We start from the raw sequence: 15,442 nt of genomic DNA on the forward strand, positions 1-15,442 counted from the left end.
TCCGCGCCCTGCCCCCCGCACCGCTCTGACCCAGATCAAAGTCGGCGCGCAAAATCCATCAGAAACAGCACAAACACGCTTATCTATTGCGCTCTTATCGCAAACGATTCAAAGTTTCCACGCATTTTTTCAGATATTTCGCAGGAATATTGCGCAAGCACCGAACCACTCCCCGGCGCGGCCGGGTCGCTGCAGGCCTGCACGACCCAGTGGCGCACGCCACGCGCGGTCAGGTCGTGGCCCAGCGCAAAAAGCTCGTTCAGACCGAACAGGCCGGGGTGCCAAGTGGTGCGGCATTCGTGCGCCACGCCGCTGGCGAGCAGGTGCGCCAACGCGGCCTGCACGCGCGGGCCGCTGGCGCGCGAGGCGGTGAGGGCGTCGATGCGGTCCCACGGCCCCTTGATGTCCAGCCCCACCCAGTCCAGGCGCGGCAGCAGTGTGGCCAGACGCTCGGGGTACATGCCGCCGGTGTGCAGCGCGGTGGCGTAGTCCAGGGCGCGCACGGCGTCCAGCGCCTCGGGCAGGCCGGACTGCAGCAGCGGCTCGCCGCCCGAGAACACCACGCCGTCGAGCAGGCCCTGGCGCCGTTGCAGGAAGGCCAGCACCTCGTCCCAGTCCAGGGTGCCGGGCGTGGTGGCGTCGAGCAGTTCGGGGTTGTGGCAATAGCCGCAGCGCCAGGGGCAGCCCTGGCAGAACACCACGGCCGCGAGGCGGCCGGGAAAGTCGATGCTGGTCAGCGGCGTGAGACCGCCGATGCGCAATGCCATGGCCGCGCCTCAGCGGGCCTCGGCGAAGAACTGGCGTTCGTTATGTTCCCCTTGCTTGCCGATGTTGAAGCTGGCCACGGGGCGGTGGTAGCCCATGACGCGGGTCCAGACTTCGCAGGGCTGGCGCTCGGCGTCGGTGAGCTGCACGTCGGCGGCGGCCAGGGCGCGGTGTTCGGTGGTGTTGTGGTTCATGCGGATCTCCTTGGGGGTGAATGAATTGCTATGGATTGAATAGCTGCTGGCGCTTACCCATAAAGCGCCAGAGCCACTTTTTGCTTCAAGCCGCGAGGCGCACGCGCTTGGCCTGCAGGCGCTCGGCATCGCATTTCGGGCAGAACGGGTGCTCGCCCTCCAGGTAGCCGTGCGTGGGGCAGATCGAGAACGTGGGCGTGACCGTGATGTAAGGCAGGCGGAAGTTCGTCAGCGCGCGCCGCACCAGCTCGCGGCAGGCCGCGCCGCTGGACAGGCGCTCGCCCATGTAGAGGTGCAGCACGGTGCCGCCGGTGTACTTGGACTGCAGCTCCTCCTGGCGCTCCAGCGCCTCGAAGGGGTCGTCGGTGAAGCCCACGGGCAGCTGCGAGGAGTTGGTGTAGTAGGGCTGGCTCGCGGTGCCGGCCTGCACGATGGCGCTCCAGCGCTTCTTGTCCTCCTTGGCAAAGCGGTAGGTCGTGCCCTCGGCGGGCGTGGCCTCCAGGTTGTAGAGATGGCCGGTTTCTTCCTGGAAGTCGACGATGCGCGCGCGCACATGGTCGAGCAGGCGCACAGCGAGCTGGTGGCCGCGCGCGCTGGTGATGTCGTGCGCGTCGCCGGTGAAGTTGCGCACCATTTCGTTGATGCCGTTGACGCCCAGCGTGCTGAAGTGGTTGCGCAGCGTGCCCAGGTAGCGCTTGCTGTAGGGGAACAGGCCCTGGTCCATGAGGCGCTGGATGAGCTTGCGCTTGACCTCCAGGCTTTGCTTTCCCAGCTCCAGCAGGCGGTCGAGCGCGGCCAGCAGCGCGGCTTCGTTGCCCGCGTGCAGGTAGCCCAGGCGCGCGCAGTTGACGGTGACCACACCGATGCTGCCGGTCTGCTCGGCGCTGCCGAACAGGCCGTTGCCGCGCTTGAGCAGCTCGCGCAAATCCAGCTGCAGGCGGCAGCACATGGAGCGCACCATGTTCGGCTCCAGCTCGGAGTTCACAAAGTTCTGGAAGTACGGCAGGCCGTACTTGGCGGTCATCTCGAACAGCGCGGCGGCGTTCTCGCTCTCCCACGGGAAGTCTTTGGTGATGTTGTACGTGGGGATGGGGAAGGTGAACACGCGGCCCTTGGCGTCGCCCGTGGTCATGACGTCGATGTAGGCGCGGTTGATGAGATCCATCTCGGCCTGCAGCTCGCCATAGCAAAACGGCATCTCCACGCCGCCAATCACGGGCACCTGCTCGCGCAGGTCTTCGGGGCAGGTCCAGTCGAAGGTGAGGTTGGTGAACGGCGTCTGCGTGCCCCAGCGCGAGGGCACGTTGAGGTTGTAGATCAGCTCCTGGATGCACTGGCGCACAGCGGCGTAGTCCATGCCGTCCTTGCGCACAAAGGGCGCCATGTAGGTGTCGAACGATGAGAACGCCTGCGCACCGGCCCACTCGTTCTGCAGCGTGCCCAAAAAGTTGACGATCTGCCCCACGGCCGAGCTCATGTGCTTGGGCGGGCCTGCCTCCACCTTGCCGGGCACACCATTCAGCCCCTCGTGCAGCAGCGTGCGCAGCGACCAGCCCGCGCAGTAGCCGCTGAGCATGTCGAGGTCGTGGATGTGCAGGTCGCCGTTGCGGTGGGCCTCGCCGATTTCGGGGGCGTACACATGCGAGAGCCAATAGTTGGCCGTGACCTTGCCCGCCACGTTGAGGATGAGCCCGCCGAGCGAGTAGCCCTGGTTGGCGTTGGCATTGACGCGCCAGTCGGCGCGTGTGAGGTATTCGTTGATGGAGCTTTCCACGTTCACCAGCGTCTGATGGTCTGCGCGCAAGGTGGCGTGGCGGTCTCGGTAGGCGATGTAGGCGCGGGCGGTCTGCAGGTGGTTGGCGGCGATCAGCGTGTGCTCCACCACGTCCTGGATCTGCTCGATGCCGGGCGCATCGCCATGAAAGCGGTGGATCAGCACCTTGCCCACCTGGGCGGCCAGGAGCTGGGCCTCGTCGGCGCCAAACTCCCCGGTGGCCGCACCCGCGCGCTCGATGGCCGAGCGGATCTTGCGCGCGTCGAACGCGGCGCGCTCGCCGCTGCGCTTCTTGACCTCGCGGGGCAAGGCGGTGACTGTGGCGTCCATGGTCGTCTCCCTCATTTGTTTGCAACAAAACACTACATATAGCGTTTAGTATGCACATGAAACACTATATGTAGTTTGATGGAGAACAAAAAAAGCCCGCCACGGCGGAAGGCCGGGGCGGGCGGTACAGGAAGGCGCCGGAACTTACAGCGCCTCGATGCGCGGGTAGAACTCGCGGTTCTCACGCTGCATGCGCTCGTGCACCATGCGCAGCACGCGGTTGGCGTCGTCACGGAAGCCCCCCTCGTCGCGGCGCACGCTCTCGGGACGGTTCCAACGGCGCGAGAAGGCGTCGTAAGCGCGGGCGATGGAGCCCATCTCCTGCTGGTAGCGCTGGCCCATGCGGGCCAGCTCCACGTCGGTGCCGCGCTGCAGCGCCGGGTACAGCGCGCGGTCTTCCACGGCCAGGTGCAGCTTGATGGTCGAGCTCATGGCGACGATGAGGCGCGCGATCTCGGTGGCGTGCTGCGCCGCCCCGGCGTGCGCCAGGTTGCGCAGGGTAGAGATGCTGCCCAGGATGTCCACATGCTGGTGCTTGAATTTGTCGATGTTCATGTTGGTTCTCCGTTGAATTTGTGAGCCATTGCAGGGGCCGGAGCCCCCGCAACCATTGCTTAGCGGCGTGCGCCGGCCAAGGCACCCGCAGGGGCGGCCGGTGCGCGCGCGCCGAACACGCCGCTCACCACCTGCCAGACCACGGCGAGCGCGCCGACGATGAAGACCAGGTCGCCGAAGGTGCGCACCCAGCGCAGTTGCTGCAGCAGGGGCTGCTGCAGGAATTCCTCGCTGCGCGCGTACCACAGCCCGTGGGTGAAGCTGGCGTGGAACTGGAACAGCGCGATGGGCAGCAGGCTGGTGGCGATCATCAGCACCAGGCCGGCGTTGAGCCACCAGAAGCCGGTCTTCATGAGGCGCTCGTTGAACACGAGCTGCGGGCGGATGTAGCGCAGCACCAGCAGCGTGAAGCCCAGCGCCAGGAAGCCGTACACCCCGAACAGCGCGGCGTGCGCGTGCATGGGCGTGGTGTTGAGGCCCTGGATGTAGTACAGCGCGACCGGCGGGTTGATGAGGAAGCCGAAGACGCCAGCGCCGAGCATGTTCCAGAACGCCACGGCGATGAAGCACATCAGCGGCCACTTGAGGTTGTCCATCCACGGCGCCTTGTTCTTCAGGCGCCAGTGCTCCCAGGCCTCGTGGCCCAGCACCACCAGCGGCACCACTTCGAGCGCGCTGAAGGCGGCGCCCACGGCCATCACCGGGGTGGTAGTGCCGCTGAAGTACAGGTGGTGGAAGGTGCCCGGAATGCCACCCAGCATGAACAGCGAGGCCGAGGCCAGGCTGGCCGTGGTGGCCATGCGGTAGGACACCAGGCCCAGGGTGGAGAAGATGAAGGCCAGCGCCGTGGTGGCGAACACTTCGAAGAAGCCCTCCACCCACAGGTGCACCACCCACCAGCGCCAGTACTCCATCACCGACAGGTGCGTGCGCTCGCCGTAGAACAGGCCGGAGCCGTAGAACAGGCCGATGGCCACGATGGAGAAGGTCAGCAGCGCCAGCAGGTTCTTGTCCTGGCCGCTGGGCGCGAGCAGCGCGGGGAACACACCGCGCGCCATCAGCACCAGCCAGAAGGCGATGCCGGCGAACTTGCCGATCTGCCACAGGCGGCCCAGGTCCACGTATTCATAGCCCTGGTGGCCGAGCCAGAAATTCCACTCGGGCGGCAGGATCTGGGCAATGGCCAGGTAGTTGCCGATGAACGAGCCCGCCACCACGACGACCAGCGCCCAGAACAACACATCCACGCCGAGCTTCTGGAATTTCGGGTCCTTGCCGCCGTTGATGAGCGGCGCGAGGAACAGGCCGGCGGCCAGGAAGCCGGTGGCGATCCAGAACAGCGCGCTCTGGATGTGCCAGGTGCGCACCAGCGCATAGGGGAACCACTGCGACACATCGATGCCGTAGAACTTCTGCCCTTCCACCGTGTAGTGCGCGGTGAAGCCGCCCAGCATGACCTGGAAGGTGAACAGCGCCACCACGAGGAAAAGGTACTTGCCCAGCGCGCGCTGCGAGGCCGTGAGCGGCACGCGCGTGAGCGGGTCGTGCTTGGGCGGCACGGGGTCTTCCTCGTCGTGCTTGCCCAGAAAGGCCCAGGCCCAGACCAGGAAGCCCACGCCCGCGATCAAGAGCACCACGCTGGCGACGGACCAGATCATGTTCTCGGCCGTGGGACGGTTGTCGATCAACGGCTCGTGCGGCCAGTTGTTGGTGTAGGTGGCACCGGTGCCGCCGCCCACATCGGCCGGGCGCTCGGTGGCGGCGGCCCAGGCGGTCCAGAAGAAGAAGCCGGCCATCTGCGCGCGCCGCTCGGTGCTGGGCAGGGTGTTCTCCTTCATGGCGTAGTGCTCGCGCGTCTTCTGGAATTCCGGCGCGTCGCTGAAGAGCTGGCTGTAGTACTGCACGTTGCGCGCAATGGCCTGCTCACGCAGCTTGGACACCACCATCGTGCCCGTGGCGGCGTCGAAGGTGTTGGTGCGGTATTCCTTCTTCAGGCGTGCCTGCAGCACGGCCTGGGTGTCGGCGTCGAGCTGGTCGAACGCCTTGCCGTGCTGCGCCTGCGCGGCCAGGTCCAGCCAGGCCAGCAATTCGCGGTGCAGCCAGTCGGCCGTCCAGTCGGGCGCCTGGTAGGCGCCATGGCCCCAGATGGAGCCCAGCTGCATGCCGCCCACGGATTGCCAGGCGGTCTGGCCATCCAGAATGCCCTCTTGCGTGTAGAGCACGCGCCCGTCCTCGGTCTGCACCTTTTGCGGGATGGGCGGCGCGGTGCGGTAGACCTCCACGCCGTAGTAGCCCAGCAGGCTGAAGCAGACGATCATCACGCCGATCAGCGTGAACCAGAGCTTGCGGTAGTTACCCATGGCACACCTCCTGGCGGCTGGCGCGGTGCGCTCGGGCACTGGGGGCTTGGCCGGCCCGCCCTCTCGGGGGCCGGTGGGGATTCGCGGAAACCGGGTGCATGGTGCTCCTCTCGTAAAGATGAATTACGAATGAACATTTGCACGGTTCGGGCCAGCTTTGGCGCTTAATCAAATCAAGGGTTTACACCAATCAGGGTGAATTCAACCCTGCAACCAAAGGGTATCAAGTACCATACAAGGGTCATGAATACCCTGATCGAAGCCCCCTGGCTGGCCGACCTGGCCACCGAACTGCCCGCCAACGTGCGCCTGCAGCGCCTCATCGGCGGCCTGCGCGCGCATTTCTGCTGCGGCGCGGTGGCGCTGCTGCGGCTGGAGGAGGACCACCTGTGCCCCGTGGTGGTGGACGGCCTGGTGAGCGAGGCCCTGGGCCGGCGCTTCGCCGTGCGCCAGCACCCGCGCCTGGCGGCCATCCTGGCGCGCGGCGAGGTCACCTGCTTCGACCGCGACAGTCAGTTGCCCGACCCGTATGACGGCCTGCTCGACACCCTGGTGGGCGAACCGCTGCCGGTGCACGACTGCATGGGCGTGGCGCTGCGCATCGACGGCCGGCCCTGGGGCGTGCTCACGCTCGACGCGCTGCAGACCGGCACCTTCGACGAGCGCGCGCGCGCCGACCTGGCCGACTGCGCCGTGCACGTGGAGGCCGCCGTGCGCATCACCCGGCTGGAGCAGCAGGTGCAGGTGCTGGGCCGCGCCGGCAGCGCGCACGCGGGCGAGCCGCACGACGACCCGGCCCTGCGCAGCGCCCTGGACGACAGCGAGATCCTGGGCCAGAGCGAGGCCCTGCTGCGCCTGCAGCACGAGGTGAAGGTGGTGGCCGGCTCCGACCTGCCCGTGCTGCTGCTGGGCGAGACCGGCGTGGGCAAGGAGCTGTTCGCGCGCTTGCTGCACCGCCATTCGCCACGCCGGGGCAAGCCGCTGGTGCACGTGAACTGCGCCGCGCTGCCCGAATCATTGGCCGAGAGCGAGCTGTTCGGCCACCGCCGGGGCGCGTTCTCGGGCGCGGTGACCGACCGGCCCGGCCGCTTCGAGGCCGCCGAGGGCGGCACGCTGTTCCTCGACGAGGTGGGCGAACTGCCCCTGCCCGTGCAGGCCAAGCTGCTGCGCACGCTGCAGAACGGCGAAATCCAGCGCCTGGGCGCCGACGAGCCCCGCCGCGTGAACGTGCGCGTGGTGGCCGCCACCAACCGCAGCCTGCGCGACCATGTGCGCGACGGATCGTTCCGCGCCGACCTGTACCACCGCCTCTCGGTCTACCCGGTGCCCATCCCGCCGCTGCGCGAGCGCGGCGACGACGTGCTGCTGCTGGCCGGGCGCTTTCTGGAGCAAAACCGTGCACGCCTGGGCCTGCGCAGCCTGCGTCTTTCCGGCGCGGCCCAGGCGGCGCTGCGCCACTACCACTGGCCCGGCAACATCCGCGAGCTGGAGCATGTCATCAGCCGTGCCGCCCTCAAGGCCCTGAGCCGGGGCGCCAGCCGCAACGACATCGTCACGCTGGAGCCTGCGCTGCTGGACCTGGACGCGCTGCAGGCCCCGGCCCCGCCACCGCTGGCCGGCCCGGCGCCCGAGACCCCGCCCGCCCCCGCCGCCTTGGAGCCCACCACCCTGCGCGACGCCCTGGACGCCTGCCAGCGCCAGAGCATCCAGGCCGCGCTGGCACGCCACGACGGCAACTGGGCACGCGCGGCGCGGGCCCTGGACATCGACGCCAGCAATCTGCACAAGCTGGCGCGGCGCCTGGGCTTGAAGAATTAGCTATATATTTGATAGCTTATGGCGCTTAATGCGATTGCCCTGGAGGCACTTTTCACCCAAATTTTGCGGGCCTGCCGATGATTGACCAACTCCACCTCCAGAACCTCAAGGCCTGGCGCGACAGCGGCCCGGTGCGGCTGTCGCCCGTGACCATGCTGCTGGGCACCAATTCCTCGGGCAAGTCCACGTTGCTGCAAAGCCTGCTGCTGCTCAAGCAGACCGTGGCCGCGCCCGACCGCACCGTGCACCTGAACCTGGGCGGCGACGGGGCGCACGACCTGGTCCGTCTCGGCGGCTTCGACGACGTGCTCGCGCGGGGTGTGGCGGCGCCGCGCCAGTTCTCCATCGCGCTGTCGTTCCAGCGGCCCGAGGGCGAGCGCGTGCGCCACGGCCACTTTGCCTGCAGCTACGGGCAGACGGCGCGCGGGGCGGTGGCCATCCAGGCGCTGGAGCTGTCCACCGTGGCGCGGCGCTTTCGGGCCCTGCGGCGCGAGCGCGGGGCCTATGCGGTGTACGTGGACGACGAAGCCCGGCCGCGCGGCAAGGGGCCCGAACTCGCGCCCGAGCGTTCCATCGCCTTGAGCGCCGAGGCCCTGGCCCTGTTGGGCAGCGACGGCGCCCACCTGCAGGACCTGAGCCTGGCGCTGCGCCGCGAGCTGGAAGGCATCGTCTACCCCGGACCGCTGCGCCGCCGGCCCGAGCGCGACTACCTGTGGAGCAAGGCCGCCCCCGGCGAGCTGGGCAGCGACGGCCACCAGGCCATCGACGCGCTGCTGGCCAACGCCCTGCTGCCGTCGGAACAGCAAGGCCACATGCTGCGCAGCGTGGCGCACTGGCTGCGGCGCATGGGCATGGCCGAGCAGCTCAGCGTGCGCGCGGTCGGCCGCTCGGGCCGCTACGAGCTGCTGGTGCACCACGACGGCGTGGTCGCCAACCTGCACGACGTGGGCGTGGGCGTGTCACAGGTGCTGCCGGTGCTGGCCGTGGCCTACTGCGCGCCACCCGGCAGCACGGTGCTGCTGGAGGAGCCAGAAATCCACCTGCACCCGCTGGCCCAGGCCGTGCTGGCCGAGGTGTTCGCCGAGGTCAGCCAGCAGCGCCAGGTGCAGTTTCTGGTGGAGACGCATTCCGAGCACCTGTTCCGCCACATGCAGACGCTGATCGCCCGGCGCCAGACCAACACCACACAGTGCCGCATGCTGTTCGTCGAGCGGCGCGGCGCCGACGCCGTGCTCGTGCCGCTGGACGTGGACGAGTTTGGCGCCGTGCGCAACTGGCCGCAGCACTTCTTTGGCGACGCGCTGGGCGAGGCGCGCGAGCAGGCCCGCGCCCGCGCACAGCGACTTCGGGAAGCATCCAGTGGCTGAAGCGAACGCTCTGCAGGCCCGCCTGGTGGACACCAACGTGCTCATCGTCGCCAGCGCGGCCGACGAAGGCTCGCCCTTTGGTGCCGAATCCACCCCTGTGGAAGAAGCCGCCCTGCGCCAGCAGGTGTTCGACTGGCTCGAAGCCTTCGAGGCCGACCCCACGCGCCACGCCGTGCTCGACGTGGACTGGCATGTGTGCGGCGAATACCGCCACAAGCTTACCGAGCAGGACTATGGCTGGCTGGCCCTGATGCACAAGATGGACCGTGGCGAGGTCGTCTGGGTCGATGTGCTGCTCGACAAGAACGGCAACGCCGTGCTGCCCCCCGAACTGGCCGAGGCCGTGACCGACCTGGCCGACCGCAAGATGGTGGCCGCCGCGCTCGCCGCGCTGGACGCGGGCCACGCCACCCGCATCACCAACGCCGCCGACACCGACTGGATCGACTGCCAGCAGGCCCTGCACGCCGTGGGGCTGGAAATGGAAAACCTGCTGCCCGACTGGCTGCAGGCGCGCTGGCGCCAGAAACACCCACCCGCGCGGCGCGCAAAATAAGAAACCTATGCCCGAATTCTTCCGCTTTCCCCACACCCCGCACATCGCCTGGCTGGCCACGGGCGCGCCGCGCGACGACAAGGTGCTCTCGCCCGCCGAGGCCGAGGACATCCTCAGCGGCCCAGTCGTGCTGGAGGAAAAGCTCGACGGCGCCAACCTGGGCTTCTCGGTCTCGCCCGACGGCGTGCTGCGCGCGCAGAACCGGGGCCAGTACCTGCCCCAGCCCTTCCACGGCCAGTTCTCGCGCCTGGGCCCGTGGCTGGCCGCGCACGAGGACAAGCTCTTCGACGCCCTGGGCACCCACCTCGTGGCCTTTGGCGAATGGTGCGCCGCGCGCCACTCGCTCGACTACGCCACGCTGCCCGACTGGTGGATGCTGTTCGACGTGTACGACCGCCAGGAGCAGCGCTTCTGGAGCACCGCCCGCCGCAACGCCTGGGCGGCCGAACTGGGTTTCAAGACCGTGCCTTGCCTGTACAGCGGCGAGGTGAGCCTGGACCAGTTGCGCGACTGGGTGCACGCACACGACAGCCAGTTCCGCCAAGGGCACCTCGAAGGCATCGTGGTCCGGCGCGAGAACGCGGATTGGCTGGAGAACCGCGCCAAGCTGGTGCGCGCGGACTTCACGCAGACCATCGAGGAACACTGGCGCTCGCGGGCGCTGGAGTGGAACCGGGTGGCCTGACGGCGCCCGGCGGTTGGCATGACCACCTTCATCGCCCTGCTGCGCGGCATCAATGTCGGCAAGGCCCACCGCGTGCCCATGGCCGAACTGCGCGCCCTGCTGACCGGGCTCGGCTATGCCGGCGTGGCCACGCTGCTCAACAGCGGCAACGTGGTGTTCCAGGCGTCGGGCGGCACGCCCGTCGCGCATGCCGAGGCCATCGCCCGGGCGCTGGCCGGGCAAATGCAGGTGGACGTTCCGGTCATCGTGGTGACGGCGCAGGAGCTGGCGGCCATCGTCGCGGCCTGCCCGCTGGAGGCCGCCGCCGATCCTTCGCGCCTGCTCGTGGCCTTTGCCCAGAACGCACAAGCCCTGAGCGCACTGGAGGCCCTGCGGCCCCTGCTGGCGCCGCCCGAACGCTTCGAGATCGGTCCCCGGGCGGCCTATCTGCACTGCGCGGGCGGCATCCTCGAAAGCCGAGCCGGCAAGGCCCTGCTTGGCCGGGCGGGGCGGGAGGTCACCACCCGCAACTGGGCCACCGTGTGCAAGCTGCAGGCGCTGGCCCTTGCCCAGTCCTCCTGAAAACAGACAAAGCCATGTTGTCCCTGAAGCACCGTGTCCCGCCGCCCTTGGTCGCGCTGGCGCTGCTGCCCGCCATGTGGCTGCTGTCCGGGGTGTTGCCCACCGTCGATGCCGCGCTGCCCGTGCGCCTCGGGCTCGCCGCTGGTACCGTCCTGGCGGGCCTGGGCTTCAGCCTGGCGGGCGTGCTGGCTTTTCGCCGGGCAAGCACCACCGTCAACCCGCTGCACCCGGAACGGGCCGCTGCCCTGGTGACGACGGGCGTCTACCGGATCACCCGCAACCCGATGTATGTCGGAATGGTGCTGGTGCTGCTGGCCTGGGCGGTGCTGCTCGCGTCCCCCGTGGCGCTCGCGGGGCCGGTCGTCTTCATTGCCTACATGAACCGCTTCCAGATCGGCCCCGAGGAGCAGGCACTCGGCGCCCTGTTCGGCCCGGAGTACGCGGCGTACCGGTCCCGCGTCCGCCGCTGGATCTGACGAGGGGTCAGTCGGCTCCACCGGAATTCGGCGCAAAGCCAATCCGGTTGCGTCCTTCCTCCTTGGCCAGGTACATCGCCGCGTCTGCCCGGTCGATCACCGCGTTCTGGCTTTCGTCACGCCCATGGAAGACCGCCACGCCGATGCTGGCGGTGCATTCGTGCTGGATGGCCGGGGCGGAGGGTGCGGCCTGGAGCACATAGGGATCGGCCAGGCGGATGCGGATTTTTTCTGCGATGGCGGCGGCCTGTTCGCTGGCCTCACCGGGTTGCGTGCCCAGTTCGCACAACAGCACGACGAACTCGTCGCCGCCAAAGCGGGCCACGGTGTCGGCTTCGCGCACGCAGGCTTTCAGGCGCTCGGCCACTTCGATCAGCAGCAGGTCACCCACGCCGTGGCCATGCTGGTCGTTGAGGGGCTTGAAATTGTCGAGGTCGAGGAACAGCAGCGCGCCATGGCGGTGGCTGCGCTTGCTGGCCGACATGGCCTGCTCCAGGTGCTCCAGCATCAGGCGGCGGTTGGCCAGGTGGGTGAGGGGGTCGTAAAAGGCCAGCTGCCGGACCTGCTCTTCCAGGCGCTTGCGCTCGGTGATCTCGCGGGTGATGCCGTGGTAGCCGATGATTTCGCCCCGTGCGTTGCGGTCGGGCTTGGACATCACCTCGCCCCAGATCAGGCGGCCGTCCTTGCAGCGGTGCTGCACCTGAAAGGTCAGAAACCCGACCGGCATTCCGGCCGCCTCTTCGCGTGCCCGGCGCTGGATCATGTCCTTGACCAGCGCCACGCCTTCGTCGTTGAACAGATCAAAGACGGGGCGTCCCAACACCTCGTCGGCTTTGAATCCGCGCAGACGTTCGTCCGCCGGGCTGATGTAGGTCACGATGAGCTGGCTGTCCGTGCGCCAGAGCACGTCCTGGGTGTCCTCCGTGAGCAAGCGGTACAGCGCCTGGCTTTCGTGCAGCGCCTGGGTGCGCTCGGCCACCAGGGCCTGCAGGGCGCTGTTCTGCTCCTGCAAGCTTTTGAGGGGGTAGACCTCACCGTCCTGCGCGCTCTGGTACGGAATGGAATAGCTGCAATGCACGATCATCCACGCCTCGCCTTCGCGACGGAAGACCAGCACCAGCCGCGCCACCTCGCGGGATAGCTGGTGGCCGCCGCTGGGCAGGTGGATGTGAAAAAAGGCGGTGGTCGCCACCACGTCATCGGACAGATCCTGCAGCGCGAGATCAAGCATCTCGATGCGGATGCGGCCCGGCACCTGCGCAAAATCCTGCTGGGTGATGCGAACCCATTCCTCGCGGTCGTGGATGAGCCGGCTTCCGCTGCCGGGGTAGCCGGTGAAGTTCTGGCTGAAGCGCGCTGTGAGACGGTCGTCCCGCGCGGCATACATCTCGATGTACTCGTCGAACAACTCACGGATCTTGCGCTGCCGGTCCTGGTGCATGGTGCTGACGATCCTGGTGTGCGTGAAGGCTCTGACCAAAGCGCGTGGCGGCGGCAAGCCACACACCACGAAACGTCTTGTTACTTTACACCCACCCCTGCCGCCATGGCGGATGCCTTGCGCAAGGCATGCCAGGCCAGGGCGTATCCGGCAAGAAGCTCTCCCACGATGTGGCATTCCTTGCCACAATGCCGAGCATGATCACCCTTCAAGACATCCAGGACGCCGCATCCCGCCTACAAGGCCAGGTGCTGGAGACCCCTTGCGTGGAATCCCGCACGCTCTCGCAAATCGTGGGCGCGCAGGTGTTCCTCAAGTTCGAGAACCTGCAGTTCACCGCCTCCTTCAAGGAGCGCGGCGCCTGCAACAAGCTGACGCTGCTCACGCCCGAGGAACGGGCGCACGGCGTGGTCGCGATGAGCGCGGGCAACCACGCCCAGGGCGTGGCCTACCACGCGCAGCGGCTGGGGCTGCGCGCGGTGATCGTGATGCCGCGCTTCACGCCCGGCGTGAAGGTGGAGCGCACGCGCGGCTTCGGCGCCGAGGTGGTGCTGCACGGCGACACGCTGGAGGAGGCCCGCGCGCATGCCTACATGCTGGCCGACACGCAGGGCCTGACCTTCGTGCACCCCTACGACGACGAGGCCGTGGCCGCGGGCCAGGGCACGCTGGCGCTGGAGATGCTGCAGGCCGTGCCCGACCTGGACACGCTGGTCATCTCGGTGGGCGGCGGCGGGCTGATCGCGGGCGTGGCCACAGCGGCCAAGGCGCTCAAGCCGGGCATCGAGGTGATCGGGGTGCAGACCACGCGCTTCCCGGCCATGGTGAACGCCGTGCAGGGCACGCACCACCCGCAGGGCACGTCGACCATCGCCGAGGGGATTGCCGTGGGTTCGCCGGGCAAGATCACGCAGGAGGTGGTGGCGCGTCTGGTGGACGACCTGCTGCTGGTGGACGAAGGCGACATCGAGCAGGCCGTGCTGATGCTGCTGGAGATCGAGAAGACGCTGGTGGAGGGCGCGGGCTCGGTCGGGCTGGCCGCGCTGCAGCGCTACGGCGATCGCTTCCGGGGCAAGAAGGTGGGGCTGGTGCTCAGCGGCGGCAACATCGACCCGCTGCTGCTGGCCGCCATCATCGAGCGCGGCCTGGTGCGCTCGGGGCGGCTCACGCGCATCCGCGTGAGCGCGCGCGACGTGCCGGGCGCGCTGGCGCGCATCACCGCCACGCTGGCCGACGCGGGCGCCAACATCGAGGAGGTGCACCACCAACGCGCCTTCACCATGCTGGCGGCACAGAACGTGGAGATCGAGCTGGTGCTGCAGACACGCGGCCATGCCCATGTGGACGAGGTGATCGAGCACCTGCACGCGGCCGGCATGGTGGCATCCAAGATGTAGGGCGCCAGGGCGCCCCCTGCACGTTTTGCGTGCCGCCGCTAGAATTTTGGGCAACCTCGATCCTTTCCGGAGAACGCACCATGCAGCACCCCAGCGCCAGCCACGCCCCCGCCACGCCGTCCGACGACCCCGTGGAAGCCGTCGTGCCCTACATCCCCGTGGTGCTGCCCGTGGTGGGCGGCATCATGATCTTCCTGCTGGCCATGATCGCCGTCACCATGGCCTGAACCCGCAGCAGGCACAATCTGCAGCCCCGGACAGCCCCGCCTGCCGGGGCTTTTTCTTTTTTGCGCCCCCACCAGGGCGTTCTTACGTTCTGGAGAATCCCCATGCGCAGCGGCCACGCCCTTGTCCTGTTTTCCGGTGGTCAGGATTCCACCACCTGCCTGGCCTGGGCGTTGCAGCATTTCACGCATGTGGAAACCATCGGCTTCGACTACGGCCAACGCCACCATGTGGAGCTGCAGGCGCGCCAGGAGGTGCTGGCCGCCCTGCGCACGGGCTTTCCCCAGTGGCACGGGCGCCTGGGCGAGGACCACATGGTCGATCTGGCCGTGCTGGGCCAGATCAGCGACACCGCGCTCACGCGCGAGACCGCCATCGAGATGGACGCGGCCGGACTGCCCAACACCTTCGTGCCGGGACGCAACCTGCTGTTTTTCCAGCTCGCAGCAGCCGTGGGCTACCGGCGCGGGCTGCACACGCTGGTGGGCGGCATGTGCGAGACCGATTTCTCGGGCTACCCCGACTGCCGCGATGACACCCTCAAGGCACTGCAGGTGGCCGTGTCGCTGGGCATGGGCCGGCGCTTCACCATCGAGACACCGCTGATGTGGCTCGACAAGGCCCAGACCTGGGAGCTGGCGCGCTCGCTGGGCGGCCCCCCCCTGGTGGATGCCATCGTCACGCTCTCGCACACCTGCTACCTGGGCGAGCGCGGCGCGCTGCACGCCTGGGGCCACGGCTGCGGCCATTGCCCGGCCTGCACGCTGCGGCGCCTGGGCCATGAACGCTGGCGCGCGCAGGACTGATGCGCACGGGCGGCCCGCGCCGAAGGCCGCCGTACGATCACGCATAACATGATGCTTTTTTTGCATAAATCTTGCGGTTGTCTGACAGACAAGTTGGCGGCAGATTCATAAAATCGACATCCCAGCCGACCC

15 protein-coding genes are annotated in these 15,442 nt (G+C 68.2%); 9 read left to right on the top strand and 6 right to left on the bottom strand.

Features of this window, described 5'->3' with window-relative positions; translation table 11 throughout:
* Nucleotides 1-83: 83 nt before the first annotated feature.
* The 5 genes from D8S75_RS00760 to D8S75_RS00780 all read right to left on the bottom strand — a co-directional run bounded on the left by D8S75_RS00760 (nucleotide 84) and on the right by D8S75_RS00780 (nucleotide 5,978).
* On the bottom strand, nucleotides 84-767 hold the full coding sequence (locus D8S75_RS00760) for an anaerobic ribonucleoside-triphosphate reductase activating protein (protein WP_119964021.1): 684 nt from the start codon (nucleotides 765-767) through the stop codon (nucleotides 84-86).
* 9 nt (nucleotides 768-776) lie between these two features.
* On the bottom strand, nucleotides 777-959 hold the full coding sequence (gene nrdD / locus D8S75_RS00765) for an anaerobic ribonucleoside-triphosphate reductase (RefSeq protein WP_119964022.1): 183 nt from the start codon (nucleotides 957-959) through the stop codon (nucleotides 777-779).
* An 85-nt stretch (nucleotides 960-1,044) separates the two neighbouring features.
* A complete protein-coding gene (locus D8S75_RS00770) occupies nucleotides 1,045-3,063 on the bottom strand; it encodes a ribonucleoside triphosphate reductase (protein WP_119964023.1) in 2,019 nt (672 codons plus the stop codon).
* Between the two features lie 144 nt (nucleotides 3,064-3,207).
* Nucleotides 3,208-3,618, bottom strand: a complete 411-nt coding sequence (locus D8S75_RS00775; protein WP_119964024.1) for a hemerythrin domain-containing protein — start codon at nucleotides 3,616-3,618, stop codon at nucleotides 3,208-3,210.
* Between the two features lie 59 nt (nucleotides 3,619-3,677).
* The gene (locus D8S75_RS00780) at nucleotides 3,678-5,978 is read right to left on the bottom strand and encodes a nitric-oxide reductase large subunit (RefSeq protein WP_119964025.1); all 2,301 of its coding nucleotides are present in this window, start codon (nucleotides 5,976-5,978) and stop codon (nucleotides 3,678-3,680) included.
* 243 nt (nucleotides 5,979-6,221) lie between these two features.
* Here D8S75_RS00780 and norR point away from each other — a divergent pair, with 243 nt between their 5' ends.
* From norR to D8S75_RS00810, 6 genes are all read left to right on the top strand, one after another.
* The gene (norR, locus tag D8S75_RS00785; RefSeq protein ID WP_119964026.1) at nucleotides 6,222-7,796 is read left to right on the top strand and encodes a nitric oxide reductase transcriptional regulator NorR; all 1,575 of its coding nucleotides are present in this window, start codon (nucleotides 6,222-6,224) and stop codon (nucleotides 7,794-7,796) included.
* A 77-nt stretch (nucleotides 7,797-7,873) separates the two neighbouring features.
* Entirely contained in the window at nucleotides 7,874-9,163 is a 1,290-nt protein-coding gene (locus D8S75_RS00790) for an AAA family ATPase (RefSeq protein ID WP_119964027.1), read from the top strand.
* On the top strand, nucleotides 9,156-9,719 hold the full coding sequence (locus tag D8S75_RS00795) for a hypothetical protein (RefSeq protein ID WP_232828812.1): 564 nt from the start codon (nucleotides 9,156-9,158) through the stop codon (nucleotides 9,717-9,719). The genes D8S75_RS00790 and D8S75_RS00795 overlap by 8 nt, the downstream gene beginning before the upstream one ends.
* 7 nt (nucleotides 9,720-9,726) lie before the next feature.
* Nucleotides 9,727-10,404, top strand: coding sequence for an RNA ligase family protein (locus tag D8S75_RS00800; RefSeq protein WP_119964028.1), 678 nt, complete (start codon nucleotides 9,727-9,729; stop codon nucleotides 10,402-10,404).
* Between the two features lie 18 nt (nucleotides 10,405-10,422).
* Complete coding sequence (locus D8S75_RS00805) at nucleotides 10,423-10,965, top strand: DUF1697 domain-containing protein (protein WP_119964029.1); 543 nt, start codon at nucleotides 10,423-10,425, stop codon at nucleotides 10,963-10,965.
* Nucleotides 10,966-10,979: 14 nt separating this feature from the next.
* Nucleotides 10,980-11,441 (top strand): methyltransferase family protein, encoded by a 462-nt coding sequence (locus tag D8S75_RS00810; protein ID WP_119964030.1) that lies wholly within the window; start codon nucleotides 10,980-10,982, stop codon nucleotides 11,439-11,441.
* A 7-nt stretch (nucleotides 11,442-11,448) separates the two neighbouring features.
* On the opposite strand, the gene D8S75_RS00815 is transcribed toward D8S75_RS00810, so the two are convergent.
* Nucleotides 11,449-12,882, bottom strand: a complete 1,434-nt coding sequence (locus D8S75_RS00815) for a diguanylate cyclase domain-containing protein (protein ID WP_119964031.1) — start codon at nucleotides 12,880-12,882, stop codon at nucleotides 11,449-11,451.
* Between the two features lie 197 nt (nucleotides 12,883-13,079).
* On the opposite strand from D8S75_RS00815, the gene D8S75_RS00820 reads away from it, so the two are divergent.
* The 3 genes from D8S75_RS00820 (at nucleotide 13,080) to queC (ending at nucleotide 15,310) form a co-directional block, all read left to right on the top strand.
* The gene (locus D8S75_RS00820; RefSeq protein ID WP_119964032.1) at nucleotides 13,080-14,279 is read left to right on the top strand and encodes a threonine ammonia-lyase; all 1,200 of its coding nucleotides are present in this window, start codon (nucleotides 13,080-13,082) and stop codon (nucleotides 14,277-14,279) included.
* An 80-nt stretch (nucleotides 14,280-14,359) separates the two neighbouring features.
* Nucleotides 14,360-14,506, top strand: coding sequence for a hypothetical protein (locus D8S75_RS17555; RefSeq protein ID WP_198673112.1), 147 nt, complete (start codon nucleotides 14,360-14,362; stop codon nucleotides 14,504-14,506).
* Between the two features lie 102 nt (nucleotides 14,507-14,608).
* A complete protein-coding gene (gene queC, locus D8S75_RS00825) occupies nucleotides 14,609-15,310 on the top strand; it encodes a 7-cyano-7-deazaguanine synthase QueC (protein WP_119964033.1) in 702 nt (233 codons plus the stop codon).
* Nucleotides 15,311-15,442 lie beyond the last annotated feature (132 nt).

The organism is Simplicispira lacusdiani (assembly GCF_003604195.1).
Lineage (GTDB): Bacteria > Pseudomonadota > Gammaproteobacteria > Burkholderiales > Burkholderiaceae_C > Simplicispira > Simplicispira lacusdiani.